Source organism: Mycobacterium sp. SMC-15, from assembly GCF_045310925.1.
Classification (GTDB): Bacteria; Actinomycetota; Actinomycetes; order Mycobacteriales; family Mycobacteriaceae; genus Mycobacterium.
Genome location: NZ_JBJIAJ010000001.1, coordinates 587505 through 601878 on the forward strand (window position 1 = coordinate 587505; position 14374 = coordinate 601878).

Consider the following 14374-nt stretch of genomic DNA (forward strand, 5'->3'; position numbering starts at 1 on the left):
AAGTGATTCCTCCGGTTAGGGGGTGCACGTCTTGTCGGTCGGGTGCAGTGCCCGCGACGGACGGCTGTGGGTGTGCTCCGCAGGTGCGGCCCCGTGCCTCACCGTCCCGACCTAGCACTCACTGGTCGCGAGTGCCAACGTCATTTTTAGCACTCGCCTATGGAGAGTGCAAGGTCGGAGGGCCCTACCTCGGAGCGCGCAGACCGTCGATGACGACGTCGGTCACCCGTTCAGCAGACTCCGGGTTGTACGACTCCATCGCCTGACATCCGACCAGGAGCGACTTCACGTCACGCGTGCCGATATCACGGCGCGCGGTGCCGGCATTCTGGGCAGATCGCAGCAGTTCCCCGAGCAGGGCGAGAAACGCCTCCTCGGCCTCCTGCCCGACGTCGATGCCGAGCCCGGCAAGCGCCTCGACCACACCGCGGTCTTTCGCCCCCCACCTCACCATCGAGCGCAGAAAGCCAAAGAGCGCTTCGGCGGGACCATCGGACTCCAGCAGGGCGTAGCCCCCCTCGATGAGGCGCCGGATGTGGTCCCGGACCACCGCCCGAAACAACTCCTCCTTGGTCGGAAAGTGGCGGTAGATGGTCCCGGCCCCGACTCCGGCGCGCCGGGCGATCTCATCGATCGGCACCGACAGCCCTTCGGCCGCGAAGGTCTCGTAGGCGACTTCCAGCACACGCGCACGGTTGCGCGCAGCGTCGGCGCGCAACGGACGTGCCTGCTCAGCCACGTGACAGCCCCAATCGGTTGACAAAACGGGGCGCGCGTTCCGTATAGTCGAATCAACCGGAGCGCCCGCCCCGTTTACCCTACCGCTCAGGAGCCTCCCATGGCCAAATGGACAACCACCGATATCCCCGACCAGACCGGTCGGGTCGCCGTGATCACCGGAGCCAACACCGGCCTCGGCTATGAAACCGCCTTGGCGCTCGCCGCTCGGGGCGCCCACGTGGTGCTGGCCGTGCGCAATCTCGACAAGGGCAAGGACGCCGCGACCCTCATCAGCAAGCGCAGCCCCGGAGCCAGCGTGGCGCTGCAGGAACTCGACCTGACGTCACTGGACTCCGTCCGCACCGCCGCCGCACAGTTGCGCGCCGACCACGACCGCATCGACCTGCTGATCAACAACGCCGGGGTGATGTGGACGCCGAAGTCGACCACCGAGGACGGCTTCGAGCTCCAGTTCGGAACCAACCACCTGGGCCACTTCGCCTTCACCGGGCTGCTGCTGGATCGGCTGCTGCCGGTCCCCGGCTCGCGGGTCGTGACGGTCAGCAGCATCGGTCATCGCATCCGCGCCGACATCCACTTCGACGACCTGCAGTGGGAGCGGAGCTACAGCCGGGTAGCAGCGTACGGGCAGGCCAAGCTCGCCAATCTGCTGTTCACCTACGAACTGCAGCGGCGCCTGGCCCCGCACGCCACGACTATCGCGACGGCCGCGCACCCCGGAGGCTCCCGCACCGAGCTGACCCGCAATCTGCCCCCACTGCTCGCGCGGATCACGCCGCTGATCGAGCCCCTCTTCCAAGGAGCCGACATGGGCGCCCTGCCGACGCTGCGTGCCGCAACCGATCCCGGTGTGCGTGGCGGGCAGTACTACGGCCCCGATGGCTGGGGTCAGCAGCGCGGCTACCCCAAGCTGGTCGAATCGAGCAGCAAGTCACACGACGTCGACGTTCAACAACGCCTCTGGACCGTCTCCGAAGAACTGACCGGGGTGGTCTACCCCATCGGCTGATCCGGGCTCACGCCACGTCGAGCAACTGCTCGTAGAAACCGCCGAACCCGCGGGCCCGGTTCACCAGGTGTACCTCCAGGATCCAGTGACAGACCCGGCCGGTGGGATCGGTCCGGCGCATCGGCTCGTCGGATCCGGGCGCGACGTAGAACCGGGCGTCGTCACCGGAGATCTTCTTGTGCGGAAACTCCCCGAGCAGGTGCCCGGCGATGGGAGCGCCGAACTCGAAGCCCGCATCCTCGGCCAGGGCTACGACGTGTTCGAACAGCTGGGTGCCGGTGATGTCGGCGTGCGCCTCGAAGAAGGCGCGACCCGCACGCCACACCCCAGGCAGCGCGTCACGCAACGCCAGTTTGTCCGGGTCGTCGCCGAGCACGAAGGTGCGGCCGAAGTCGGCCTCCCACTCTTCGAAGATCGGCCCCAGATCGAGGTAGGCGATGTCGTCGTCGGCCATGACACGGTCGGGCGGGTCGGCGTGAAACGGCAACAGGCTGTTCTCCCCGGCCCGCACCACCCGCCGATGCCAGTGCCTCGTGACCCCGAACATGTCGGCGGCCAGGTCCCGGATCTCATCGGAGAGCTGCCGCTCGCCGACTCCGGGGCGGACCATGCCGCGACGCTCGATCTCGTCGAACAGCGCGACGGCCTTGGCCTGCGCGTCGCGGAGCCGCTCGACACGAATGGATTCCGGCTCACGCGGGGTGGACACGCCAACGATCCTATCGGCTTGCCCTAGACTGCATCTCGATCAGATAGGAGACCGGGTGCGGGCTGAAGCAGCGCCCAGCACCCGGGCTTTGCGGGGCTGGCAACGCCGGGCTCTGGTGCGCTATCTGACCGCCAAGCCGCGAGATTTCCTGATGGTGGCCACCCCCGGCGCCGGTAAGACGACGTTCGCGCTGCGCATCGTCGCCGAGCTGCTCGCCGACCGCACCGTCGAGCGGATCACCATCGTGGTGCCCACCGAACACCTCAAGGTGCAGTGGGCCTCAGCGGCTGCCTCCCACGGCATCGCGCTCGATCCGCGGTTCTCCAACTCCGACTCGCAGACCAGCTCGGAGTACCACGGCGTGGTCGTCACCTACGCGCAGGTGGCCAGCCACCCCACCCGGCACCGGGTGCGTACCGAGGCCGCGAAAACCCTGGTGATCTTCGACGAGATCCACCACGGCGGCGACGCCAAAAGCTGGGGCGACGGCATCCGCGAGGCGTTCGACGATGCCACCCGCCGGCTGGCGCTGACCGGGACCCCGTTCCGCAGCGACGACAGCCCCATCCCATTCGTCAATTACGAGCCCGACGGCGCCGGCCATCTGCGCTCGGTGGCCGACGACAGCTACGGCTACACCGATGCGCTGGCCGACGGCGTGGTGCGCCCGGTGGTGTTCATGGCCTACTCGGGCGAGGCCCGCTGGCGTGACAGCGCCGGCGAGGAGCACGCGGCCCGCCTCGGTGAGCCGCTGACCGCCGAGCACACTGCCCGAGCGTGGCGCACCGCGCTGGACCCGGCCGGGGAATGGATGCCGGCGGTGATCACCGCCGCGGACACCCGGCTGCGCCAGCTGCGCGACGGCGGCATGGCCGATGCCGGCGGCATGATCATCGCCACCGACCAGAAGGCGGCCCGCGCCTACGCGGTGCTGCTGAAACGGCAGACCGGCGAGGAACCCACCGTGGTGCTCTCCGACGATCCCAGCGCGTCGGACAAGATCGCACAGTTCTCCGCGGCCACCAGCCCCTGGCTGGTGGCGGTGCGGATGGTCTCCGAGGGTGTCGACGTGCCCCGGCTGGCGGTCGGGGTTTATGCCACCAGTGCCTCCACCCCACTGTTCTTCGCGCAGGCGATCGGCCGGTTCGTGCGGTCACGGCGGCCCGGCGAAACCGCCAGCATCTTCTTGCCGTCGGTGCCGTCGCTGCTGGGCCTGGCCAGCGAGCTGGAACAGCAGCGCAACCACGTGCTGGGTAAGCCACACCGGGAATCCGAACGCGACGAGTTCGCCGAGGCCGAGCGCCGGCGCGACGAGCCGTCGGAGATGGAGAACAAGTTCGAGTCGTTGGGGGCCGACGCCGAGCTGGACCAGGTGATCTTCGACGGCGCCTCGTTCGGCACCGCCACCCCGGCCGGCAGCGACGAAGAGGCCGACTACCTGGGTATCCCCGGGTTGCTGGACGCCAACCAGATGCGTGACCTGCTGCGTCAGCGCCAGGAAGAGCAGCTGGATCGGCGGTCCAAGGCAGTCAACGACGGCGGGGTTCCGGTGCCGGTGACCACGCACGGGCAGCTGCGCGAGCTGCGCCACGAGCTCAACGCGCTGGTGTCGGCGGCCCATCATCGCCTGGGCAAGCCGCACGGCTGGATCCACAACGAGCTGCGGCGGCGTTGTGGCGGCCCCCCGGTGGCGGCGGCGACGTCGGATCAGCTGCGGGCGCGGATCGTGGCCATCCGGCAGCTCAATCGCGAGTCGTAGCTCTCGACTGACGCCTCCCCCGCCCCGCCGAGTGTGCGGTTTCGTTGCTGATCCGCTGATTTCGCCGACCAATCCGCACAGTCGATGCGGCCGGCGTGCGCCCAGTAGACGCAAAAGCCCCCAGATAGACGCAAAAGCCCCCAGATCGGGTGATCTGGGGGACCTTTGCCTCGGCCAGCAGAAGCCCGTCGACCCTCGGGTCAGGGCTGACCGCCGGCCTGGCCTGCGGTTCCGGCGGTTCCGTCGGTGCCGTGACCGCCGGCGGTGCCGTCATTTCCGGCCGTGCCGTCGACGATGGTGGTGCCGCCCGGGCTGGCCGCGGTGCCGCCGGCCCCACCCGTACCCGCGTCGCCGCCGGCCGCGCCGGTGCCGGCCGTACCCGCAGCCCCACCAGCGCCCGCGGTTCCCGCGCCGTCGGCGCCGGTACCCGCGGTCCCGCCGGTACCGCCATTGCCGCCGTTACCGCCGTTACCGCCGTCGCCGCCGTTACCGCCGTCGCCGCCGTTACCGCCGGTGGACACCTCTCCATTGCTGGCCACGCCACCGGTGCCGCCGTTCCCGCCGCCACCACCGACGTCGCCGTCGGCGCCGCTACCGCCGGCACCACCGACGCCACCGTCACCGCCGACACCACTCACAGTGCCGCCGGCCCCGCCGGCGCCACCGGCCCCGCCGTTGCTTCCGCTGGTGCCGCTGGCGCCGTTGCCACCGTCACCGCCGTTGCCGCCGCCACCACCGGTGGCGTCGGTGCCGCCGCCGGCACCATCGGTGTCGCCGTAGCCACCGTTGCCACCGTTACCACCCGCGGCCCCGGTGCCGCCGTTGCCGCCGTTGCCACCGTTGCCACCGGTGCCGTTGCCGCCGACGTCGCCGTTACCGCCGACCCCACCGTTGCCGCCCGCACCGCCGGCCCCGCCGTCACCGCCGTCACCGCCAGTCCCGCCGTTACCGTCGGCGCCGGCTCCGCCACCGAATACCGTGCCGCCGCCTCCGCCGTCACCGCCGACTGCGCCGAGGCCACCGGACCCGCCGGACCCGCCGTTGCCGCCGGTGGTGTTGCTTTCGGGATCGAAGACCGTGCCGCCGCGCCCACCGGTACCGCCGGCCTGTCCGGCCGTGGTTCCATCGCTGGCGTCGCCACCGTTGGCGGCTTGCCCGCCACCACCGGTGCTGTCCGGCACGTCGGTGCCGTCACCGGCCGCCGGCGGAATGTTCTGGGCCGGCGGATTGCCGCCGGTGCCGTCCACGCCGGCGCCGCCGGCGCCACCCCTACCGCCGTTGCCGACCGCGCCCGCAGCCCCGCCGGCGCCGCCGTTGCCGCCGTCCTGGGCGATGTCGCCGCCACCGGTGGTGACCACTTGGCCGTTCGCGCCCGCACCACCGTTGCCGCCGTTGCCGACTCCGGTGGCCGCCGCACCGGCGGTGCCGTTGGCCGCAGTGGCGCTGCCGTCACCGCTGCTCCCGCCCGTGCCGGCGCCGCCCGCGGTACCGGCGTCTCCGGCGTTGCCGCCGTTGCCGCCGCTGCCGGCAGTGGTCCCGGTTCCGCCGGCCGCGCCGGCTCCGCCGTCACCGCCGTCACCGGCGTTGCCCGCCGCTCCGCCGTTACCGCCGACGCCGCCCGCACCGGCGGCACCGTCGCTGTAGCCGTCGGCCTGCGCCACCCCACCGGCACCGCCCGCACCGCCGTTGGCGCCGGACCCACCGTTGCCGCCGCTGCCACCGTCGGTGCCGTTACCGCCGTCGCCGCCAGTACCGGCCTCGGCGTCGGCGCCATCGGTGCCCTCAACACCGGCACCGCCGTTACCACCGTTACCACCGGCGCCGCCAGCGCCACCGGCACCGGCGTTACCGGCGTTGGTTCCGCCGGCGCCACCACTACCGCCGTTGCCACCGATACCACCACCGGAACCGTTGCCGCCGTTGATGTCGGTGGCGGTGCCCGCCGTACCCACGGCACCGTTCGCGCCGTTGCCACCGGCGCCGCCGTTGCCACCGTTGCCGTACGCCCCGCCGTCGCCAGCGGCGCCACCGTTGCCTCCGACCGCACCGGCCAACGCATTGGCATCGGCGGCCGCGTCATAGCCGTTACCGCCGTCGCCACCGTTACCGCCACCGCCGCGGGCGCCGTCAGTGCCGCTGCCACCCAAGAAGCTGGCTCCCGTGCCGCCCTTGCCGCCGGTGCCCGGGGCCGCACCGTTGCCGCCCGCGCCACCGTTGATGTTGGCGGCGGTGCCGGTGGCCCCCGCGCCACCGTTACCGGCCGCACCGCCGGTACCGCCATTGCCGCCGATGCCCAGGATCGACGAACCGGCCCCACCGTTACCGCCGTTGCCGCCGTTGGTGCCATTGCCGCCGTTGCCGGCACCACCGTTGGCGAACGACCCGGCCGCACCGGTGTAACCCGCGCCGCCGACACCGCCGTTGCCGCCGTTACCCAGCGCGCCCATGCCGAAGAAGTCCTGGGCCTGACCCGACGACCCACCGTTGCCGCCGTTACCTGCGGTCAGCGTCGCCGTTGCGTTACCTCCAGCCCCGCCGTCGCCGCCGTTACCCCACATCTCACCGCCATGGCCGCCCTGGCCGCCGTCGGCACCCAGGCCGCCGGCACCGCCGTCGCCGCCGTCGCCGATCCCACCGGCGTGCCCACCGTTGCCGCCGGCCACCTCGTCGAGGGTCGACGACCAGCCGTCGCCGCCGTCGCCGAACCAGAGGCCACCGTTGCCGCCGTCGGGGTCGGCCTCGGTGCCGTCGACGCCGTTGCAGATCATCCCGCAGAAGCCCTCGGTGAAGGGCGCGAACATCTGGTTGATCACACCGTTTACCTGCGACCCGAAGTCAGAGTCGATCCAGGCCTGCAAACTGTCGTGCAGCGGCGCATAGAAGTAGGTGTCCCACATCTGGGCCAGCTCAGCCCCGGACGCGTCAGCCGCACCAAGGCCCCAGTCCGAACCGGTGAACAGACTGTCGAAATCGCCCGACAGATTGCCCCACGCGCTGGGATCAAACAGATCGGTGAACAGATCCTCAAAGTCCGCGTTGGCCGCTGGAGCCGACGCCAACGGCCCCAACCCCAATGCCAAGAACGCCCCGACCGAGGCGGCGGCACCCACCGCACGCTCGCGTCGGCGTGTCCCCACCCGACCATTCCTCACACCACGTTGCCGAACACCCATTTCTCCACCCCTTTCGCTAAGTACAACTCAGCTTTCCCTTAGTTTCGGAGCATAAGCGAAGTTAGGCGTGATGAATGTCATTTCTGAAAAATCGATAGAAAATCCTGATGGCGATCAGCCAGTCAGTGTCAAACAGGGGCGCTTATCGCACCAAATCCCCACGTAAAGGCGGTATTTGACCCCTCACAGGCTGCGCACCGCCGCTCGCCGGCGGCAACGAATCGTGAATACAACCCATTCGTGGCCCAATCCAGGGAAATTGCCATGGACGACTATTTACTAGTCGGTTCTAAGATTCCACTATTGCAGCATCCGGGTCCGAGTAGTTGCGGCACCGGCCGCCACGAGACTCAGCGCTGTCGCGTCCAGCGACTGTTGGCCACCCACGGGGACGCCTGCGCGGCCACCGACCACGCCCACTCCTGCGGCACATCGATCACCCGGTAGGCCTTGACCCCGGCGGCGGTGGCGGCGATCAGGGTGGCCACCCCGGCGCGGCGCTGAAACCAGCTCTGGCGCACCGTCCATCCGACGATGCCCGCGGTGGCGATGCAGTAGCGGCGCCGTTCCCAGCTGCCGGTGCGGGCCGACAGCCAGTGCGCGTCGACGCGATGCCCCAGGGCGCGCACCCGGTCGACGGCCAGCAGCGCGGCACCCAGCGTTATCGACGCCCAGGCCGGCCAACACCACTGCGGTAGCTCAACGAACGCCGTCGCGATCGCCAGCGCGGCCCCTACAGTCACCGGCAGCAGCAGCGCCCGAGTCCAGCGCCGGCGAGTCGCCGCCGGGCCGTGCCTGCGCAGCGGGCCGGTGACCACCACGGGGTCGGCGACCAACCCGGTCAAGACTCCCTCGGCGGTGGCCCGCGGGCAGGGCGGCAGCAGGATCGACGACTCACCTTCCCCGTTGACCCCGGTCATCGCCGCGTCCAGCCGCGCGCCACCGAACAACCGCACCAACAACGGCCGGCGCAGCGTTCCGCCGCGCAGCCGGCGCATGTCGTAGTTGTGCTCGCGCACCCGCAGCAGGCCGTAGCTCAACGCCAAGACGTCGCCGCCCGCCCCGGAACTGCGGGACAGCACCAGGTTTCCGTAGGTCACCAAAGACCGCAGCACCGCCAGCAGCATGGAGACCACCACCAGCAGGGCAGCGATGAGCGTCAGGCTCTGCTGGACTCCGAACTGTTCGGCGGCCTGAAGCCAAGACCGGCTCACCGGCGAATCCTCCAGCGCCGCCCAGACTCCGCTTTGGTACAGCGCGCCCACCGCGGCCCCGACCATCACCAGCCCGGACAGGCTCAGCGGGCTGTAGCGCAACCACGATGGCCGCCACCGTGCCAGTACCGTCGCAGGGGCGGGCGCCGATCCGGTCGCAGCGTGCGCGGTCTGCCCGGTGTGGGCCAGCAGCGTCGCGCGCAGCCGGGGGACCTCGCCGCTCTCGACCGCGTTCAGCTCGAAGGCGCCGTCCGTGGCGGCGTGCTGACCCGTGCTGACCCGTAACACCGTCAGGCCCAGCAGTCGGTGCAACAGCCGGGCGTCTGTCTCCACCGAGCGAATCCGGTTGCGGGGCACCGAAAGCATCTTGCGGCGCAACAGACCTGAGCGCAGCTGGACCCGGCCGGCCTCGGGGTCGGGCTCGATGCGGTAGGTGGTGGTGAACCAGCGCGTCACACCCACCACAGCGATCACCGACACCACCGCCAGCACCCAGGGCCGGTTGTCGGTCGCCGAGCCGAACACCACCACCGCGATCAGCAGCGGCAGTTCACGCAGCACTTCGTGCAGCGGATGCACCAGCAGCATCCGCGGACTCAAGCGCTGCCATTGGTCAGCGCGCGGTGTGCTGTTCATCTGCCTTCTCCGTGCCTCGGCACAATGCGCCTGTGGGTCGGCATCTCGCCGCGTCCTGCTTGGAACCGTATCCGCACGAGTTGCCTAGTGACCGCCAAGCGGGGATGCGGGGGCGAATCGCTCACGGCTGATGCGGGCTACGAGGAATCGTCGTCGGCGGCCAGGTGGTGCAGGACTCGTTGGTTGAGGGCGGCGAGCATGTCGAGCTCAGCCTCGGTAAACAGGTCGATGAAGTTCCGGCGCACATCCTCCACGTGCCCCGGCGCCGCCTTCTCGATCGCATCCCGGCCGGCCGGCAGCAGGCAGACCATGGTGCTGCGGGCGTCCTCGGGGTTGGGCTCCCGGCTGATCAGCCCGTCTTTCTGCATGCGCCGCACCTGATGGGACAGACGGCTCTTCTCCCAGCTCAATGCTTTGCACAGTGCATGGGCGGGCATGCGGTCTTCGTCGAGAGCCGAAAGCACCGCCAGGACCTCGTAGTCGGCCCCGGACAGGCCTGATTTCTGCAGGCGCCGGTTGAGGTGAGCCTCGATCTGTTGATGCGCGTACACGAAGGCCCGCCAGGCACGGTCTTCACGCGGGTTCAGCCAGTTCGGTTCCATCAGCCTCCACACCTCCTCGATTTGTTGACACGTCACCAAACTGATCCTAAGGTTGAAGAGTCAACCTATTCGAGCCTCAGTATAGACGGGACACCTCATGAGCAGCATCAGCATCATCGGCACCGGGAACATGGCCCGCACCATCGGCGCGCTGGCTATAGCGGGCGGCAACACCGTCGAGATCATCGGCCGCGACCCGGCCAAAGCCGCCAACCTGGCCCAGGCACTCGGCGGCGGAACCACGACCGGAGAGTTCGGCGCCGTTCCGGCCGGGGACATCGTCATCGTGTCCCTGTTGTACGCCCACGTCGTTCCGGTCGTCACCCAGTACGGAGACGCCCTCGCAGGCAAGGTCATCGTCGAGATCAGCAACCCCTTCAACCCCGCGGCCGACGGGCTCGCCATCCCCGCGGACACCTCGATCGCCCAAGAAGTTGCCAAGGCCGCGCCGGCAAGCGCCAGCGTGGTGAAGGCCTTCAACACCATCTTCGGTGTTGTCCTGGCGCAGGGCCGGCCACTCGACGTCTTCATCGCGGGCGACGACGCACGCGCCAAGGCGGACGTGGCGGCGTTCGTCGAAAGCCTCACGTTGCGCCCGCTGGACGTCGGCGGCTTGAACATGGCGCACTGGCTGGAAGGAACGGGCCTGGTCATGATGGGCCTCGCACGCCACGGGGTGGGGAACTACGACTTCGCCCTCGGCGCCGCGCCTGCCGCCTGAGCCCCAGCACCGCGGTCCAAGCCATGAAATGAGCCGGGGCGGCACGCACCCAGACAATGGTTGATGAATCACCGAAAGGATTTGCGATGAAGCTTGGTTTCGCGCTCCCCATAGTCGGCCCCGCTGTCGGCAGCGCAGCCGGTCTGAGTGCGTTCTGCCGCGGACTCGAGGACCTTGGCTACGACACGCTGTGGGTCGGCGACCGCCTGGTCACCCCGGTCGATATGCAGAGCACCTATCCGGGCACAGAGCAGCCGTACCCGCCGCAGATGACCCGCTACCTGGATCCGGTGCTGCTGTGGACGGTCGCCGCCACGGCGACCAGTCGGATTCGGCTGAATGCCAGCACGCTCAGCACGTTCTACTACGAGCCGCCGCACCTGGCCCGGATGCTGACCACGCTCGACGTGCTCAGCGACGGCCGCCTTGACGTGGGCGTGGGAATCGGGTGGATGAAGGACGAACACGACATCGCCCGCAGCGCTAATTGGCGCCGCCGCGGGCAAATGCTCGATGACCTGCTGGCGTTCCTGCACGAGTGGTGGACGACCACCCCGGTGTCCTGGAACAGCGAGTTCTTCTCGCTGCCGCCGGTGCACGCCGACCTGCGCCCGGTGCAGGTCGGCGGTCCGCCCATCTGGATCGGCGGTGCCAGCGAGGCCGCGATGCGCCGGGTGGGCCGCATCGGCACCGGCTGGCTCGGGGTCGAGGGACTACAGGACGAGCTCACCGACCACCTGTGGTCGATTGCGCGCCGTGCGGCGAAGGATGCCGGCCGCGATCCGGATGCGCTGAAGTCGGCCATGCGGATCAACCTCGAACCGGGCACGTCCATTGAGACTGTGGCCGACAAGCTCGAGCGCCTAGCCGGGTCCGGTGCCGATGAGGCGATCGTGGATGCCTTCGCCATGTTCCCCACCCTTGACCAGATGCTTGAGTTCGCCGGCCAAGTGATCGCTCGATGGAATGCTCGTTCCAACGCTTGATCGTTGTGGCTACCCGCCGGATTCGTCCCTGACTGCATCGGCGGCAGTGCTCAGGTGGCGTCCTCGGCACCCAGCGCGGCAATGTCGGTCAGTTGCGCCACGATCCGGTCGGCGACGGCGGCATCCAGCGCCACGATGTGCACCGCGCCCGCCGACGACGCGGTGGTGACCCGCACATTGGCCAACCCCAGCAGCCGATCCAGCGGACCCCGGTAGGTGTCGACGGTCTGCACCCGCGAGATCGGCGCGATCCGTCGCTCCTGCACCAACCAGCCGGTGCGGGTGAACACGGCCTGGTCACTGACGTCCCACCGGTGCACCCGGTAGCGCCACAACGGGGCGATCACCGCCGACACCACCAGCCCCAGCGCGGTGAACGCCAGAGCCGTGACGTGCAGCCAGGCAAACCGCTCATCGGCGATCGCCCAACCCAGCTGCAGCAGGGCCAGAAACAGCCAGGGCACCGCACCGACCAGCGCCCAGACCAAGGGCGCGCGGGAGCTGGGCGGATTGGTGGGGTCGACCAAGCTGGTCGCCGTGGGCCGGTCTGCATGCTGCGCCATGTAGGAGAGGATGTCAGGGCTCAGGCCGCGCCGCACCGTCGACCGCGGGACCGGCGAAAAACCATCCGGCGCACGATGCGTCACCTGAGTATCGTTTGTCACATGAGTAGCCGGGACAGATGGGCTGCGGAAGACGTGCCGGATCAAACCGGCCGCGTCGCGGTAATCACCGGCTCCAACACCGGAATCGGTTATCACACCGCGGAGATACTCGCCGGGCACGGCGCACTGGTGGTGCTGGCGGTGCGCGACCTCGAGAAGGGCAACGCGGCGGCGAAGCGAATCACCAGCGCCAGCCCGCAGGCACGCGTCGAGGTACAGGAACTCGATCTCAGTTCGTTGGCGTCGGTCCGCGAAGCCGCCGAGGCCCTGGGCGCCGCCCACTCCCGCATCGATCTGCTGATCAACAACGCCGGCGTCATGTACACCCCCAAACAGCACACCGTCGACGGCTTCGAGATGCAGTTCGGCGTCAACCATCTGGGGCATTTCGCTTTGACCGGCCTGCTGCTGCCGCGAATGCTGCGGGTGAAGCGGTCTCGCGTGGTGACCGTCACCAGCATGGCGCACCGGATCATGGCCGCGATCCACTTCGACGACCTGCAGTGGGAACACGGCTACAACCGGATCGCCGCCTACGGGCAGTCCAAACTGGCCAATTTGATGTTCACCTACGAGCTGCAGCGCCGGCTGGCCGCCAAACGCCGCTCGACCGTCGCCGTCGCCGCGCATCCCGGCACCGCCAACACCGAACTGACCCGGCACCTGCCGCCCTTACTGCGTCCCGCAGACCGCCTGCTGACGCCCCTGGTCGTGCAAAGTGCGGCGATGGGCGCATTGCCCACTCTGCGTGCCGCCACCGACCCAGGGGTGACCGGCGGGCAGTATTACGGTCCCAGCGGCATCGGCGAGCAGCGCGGATATCCCAAGCTGGTGGACGCCAGCAAGCAGGCGCACGAAGTCGAGTTGCAGCAGCGGTTGTGGGCGGTCTCGCAGGAGCTGACAGGAATCACCTTCCCGGTCTGAGTCAGACTGTCGTGATGCGATCCGTCGAAGAGCACCAGCGGGCCGTCGCCGATCTGATCCGGGCCCGACCGCCGGTCACGGTCGCGTTGGCCGATGCCGAGGGACTGGTACTGGCCGCAGACGTGATCGCACCGATCTCACTGCCGGTCTTCGACAATTCCGGGATGGACGGCTACGCCGTGCTCGCCGACGACATCGCCATGGCAACACCCGAAACGCCGGTGAAGTTGCCTGTCACCGAAGACATTCCGGCCGGACGCACCGATATCCCCACGCTGACGCCAGGAACCGCGCACCGCATCATGACCGGCGCACCGATCCCTTACGGCGCTGACGGGGTGATTCCCGTCGAGGCCACCGACGGCGGCACCGACGTGGTCCAGATCAGCGCGGCCACCGACCGGGGCCGCCACATCCGCCGGGCCGGCGGCGACGTCGCCGAGGGCGCCACCGTGCTCTGGGCCGGGCAACTCGTCAGCGCGCCGGCGGCCGGCCTGGCCTCGGCGCTGGGTCTGGCGCAGCTCACGGTGCGGCCCCGACAGCGAGTGCTGGTGATCTCCACCGGTTCCGAACTGGTCAAACCCGGTACACCGCTGGCGCCCGGTCAGATCTATGAGTCCAACGGGGTGATGCTGTCGGCCGCGGTGCGTGACGCCGGCGCTGAGGTGGTGGCCGCCGTGACGGTCGCCGACGACACCGCGGCTTTCACCGAAGTCCTCGACCGCTATGGCGTGCGCGCCGGGGCGGTAGATCTGGTGATCACCAGCGGTGGGGTCAGCGCGGGGGCCTACGAGGTGGTCAAGGATGTGTTCGGCCGCGACGGCGACCAGGGCGTGCACTTCGTCAAGGTGGCGATGCAGCCCGGGATGCCGCAGGGCATCGGGCGGGTCGGCGACGCGGCCATCATCACCCTGCCCGGCAACCCGGTCAGCGCCCAGGTCTCCTTCGAGGTCTTCGTTCGCCCCGCGCTGCGTCGCGCCATGGACCTGCCCAAGCCGAATCGGCCGCGCCGTACCGCCATCTTGAGCGAAAAGCTGGTGTCGCCGGCCGGCAAGCGGCAGTTCCGGCGCGGGCTGCTCGACTACGAAACCGGGACCGTCACCAACTACGGGCCCCCGGCCTCGCACCATCTGCGCTACCTGGCGTCGGCGAACTGCCTCCTGGACATCGCCGACGAGGTGACCGAGCTGCCGGTGGGCACCGAGGTGGAAGTCTGGGACCTCACCGGCTGAACC

12 protein-coding genes are annotated in these 14374 nt (G+C 69.6%); 6 read left to right on the forward strand and 6 right to left on the reverse strand.

All coding sequences use genetic code 11. The features are described 5' to 3' along the window. Positions 1 to 184: 184 nt before the first annotated feature. The gene (locus tag ACJH71_RS02800) at positions 185 to 739 is read right to left on the reverse strand and encodes a TetR/AcrR family transcriptional regulator (RefSeq protein WP_406756492.1); all 555 of its coding nucleotides are present in this window, start codon (positions 737 to 739) and stop codon (positions 185 to 187) included. Between the two features lie 99 nt (positions 740 to 838). Between ACJH71_RS02800 and ACJH71_RS02805 the strand changes: the two genes are divergently transcribed. Then, positions 839 to 1750 (forward strand): SDR family NAD(P)-dependent oxidoreductase, encoded by a 912-nt coding sequence (locus ACJH71_RS02805; protein WP_406756493.1) that lies wholly within the window; start codon positions 839 to 841, stop codon positions 1748 to 1750. A gap of 7 nt (positions 1751 to 1757) precedes the next feature. On the opposite strand, the gene ACJH71_RS02810 is transcribed toward ACJH71_RS02805, so the two are convergent. Next, complete coding sequence (locus tag ACJH71_RS02810) at positions 1758 to 2459, reverse strand: M24 family metallopeptidase (protein ID WP_406756494.1); 702 nt, start codon at positions 2457 to 2459, stop codon at positions 1758 to 1760. Between the two features lie 55 nt (positions 2460 to 2514). On the opposite strand from ACJH71_RS02810, the gene ACJH71_RS02815 reads away from it, so the two are divergent. After that, positions 2515 to 4218: a DEAD/DEAH box helicase gene (locus ACJH71_RS02815; RefSeq protein WP_406756495.1), complete on the forward strand. Its 1704-nt coding sequence runs from the start codon at positions 2515 to 2517 to the stop codon at positions 4216 to 4218. Positions 4219 to 4418: 200 nt separating this feature from the next. Here ACJH71_RS02815 and ACJH71_RS02820 read toward each other — a convergent pair whose 3' ends face one another. The 3 genes from ACJH71_RS02820 to ACJH71_RS02830 all read right to left on the reverse strand — a co-directional run bounded on the left by ACJH71_RS02820 (position 4419) and on the right by ACJH71_RS02830 (position 9843). Further along, the gene (locus ACJH71_RS02820) at positions 4419 to 7355 is read right to left on the reverse strand and encodes a PGRS repeat-containing protein (protein WP_406756496.1); all 2937 of its coding nucleotides are present in this window, start codon (positions 7353 to 7355) and stop codon (positions 4419 to 4421) included. Between the two features lie 386 nt (positions 7356 to 7741). After that, the gene (locus tag ACJH71_RS02825) at positions 7742 to 9241 is read right to left on the reverse strand and encodes a PH domain-containing protein (protein WP_406756497.1); all 1500 of its coding nucleotides are present in this window, start codon (positions 9239 to 9241) and stop codon (positions 7742 to 7744) included. A gap of 137 nt (positions 9242 to 9378) precedes the next feature. Next, positions 9379 to 9843, reverse strand: a complete 465-nt coding sequence (locus ACJH71_RS02830) for a MarR family winged helix-turn-helix transcriptional regulator (protein WP_406756583.1) — start codon at positions 9841 to 9843, stop codon at positions 9379 to 9381. A gap of 97 nt (positions 9844 to 9940) precedes the next feature. Here ACJH71_RS02830 and ACJH71_RS02835 point away from each other — a divergent pair, with 97 nt between their 5' ends. Next, complete coding sequence (locus ACJH71_RS02835; RefSeq protein ID WP_406756498.1) at positions 9941 to 10564, forward strand: NADPH-dependent F420 reductase; 624 nt, start codon at positions 9941 to 9943, stop codon at positions 10562 to 10564. Between the two features lie 86 nt (positions 10565 to 10650). Then, positions 10651 to 11550 carry a TIGR03619 family F420-dependent LLM class oxidoreductase gene (locus ACJH71_RS02840; protein ID WP_406756499.1) on the forward strand — a complete coding sequence of 300 codons (900 nt, stop codon included), beginning with the start codon at positions 10651 to 10653 and terminating at the stop codon, positions 11548 to 11550. Between the two features lie 50 nt (positions 11551 to 11600). On the opposite strand, the gene ACJH71_RS02845 is transcribed toward ACJH71_RS02840, so the two are convergent. Beyond that, positions 11601 to 12113, reverse strand: a complete 513-nt coding sequence (locus tag ACJH71_RS02845) for a PH domain-containing protein (RefSeq protein ID WP_406756500.1) — start codon at positions 12111 to 12113, stop codon at positions 11601 to 11603. A 102-nt stretch (positions 12114 to 12215) separates the two neighbouring features. Between ACJH71_RS02845 and ACJH71_RS02850 the strand changes: the two genes are divergently transcribed. Both ACJH71_RS02850 and glp read left to right on the forward strand, forming a co-directional pair. Next, positions 12216 to 13139, forward strand: a complete 924-nt coding sequence (locus ACJH71_RS02850) for an SDR family NAD(P)-dependent oxidoreductase (RefSeq protein ID WP_406756501.1) — start codon at positions 12216 to 12218, stop codon at positions 13137 to 13139. 14 nt (positions 13140 to 13153) lie between these two features. Then, positions 13154 to 14371, forward strand: a complete 1218-nt coding sequence (glp, locus tag ACJH71_RS02855) for a gephyrin-like molybdotransferase Glp (RefSeq protein WP_406756502.1) — start codon at positions 13154 to 13156, stop codon at positions 14369 to 14371. The last annotated feature ends 3 nt before the right edge of the window (positions 14372 to 14374 follow it).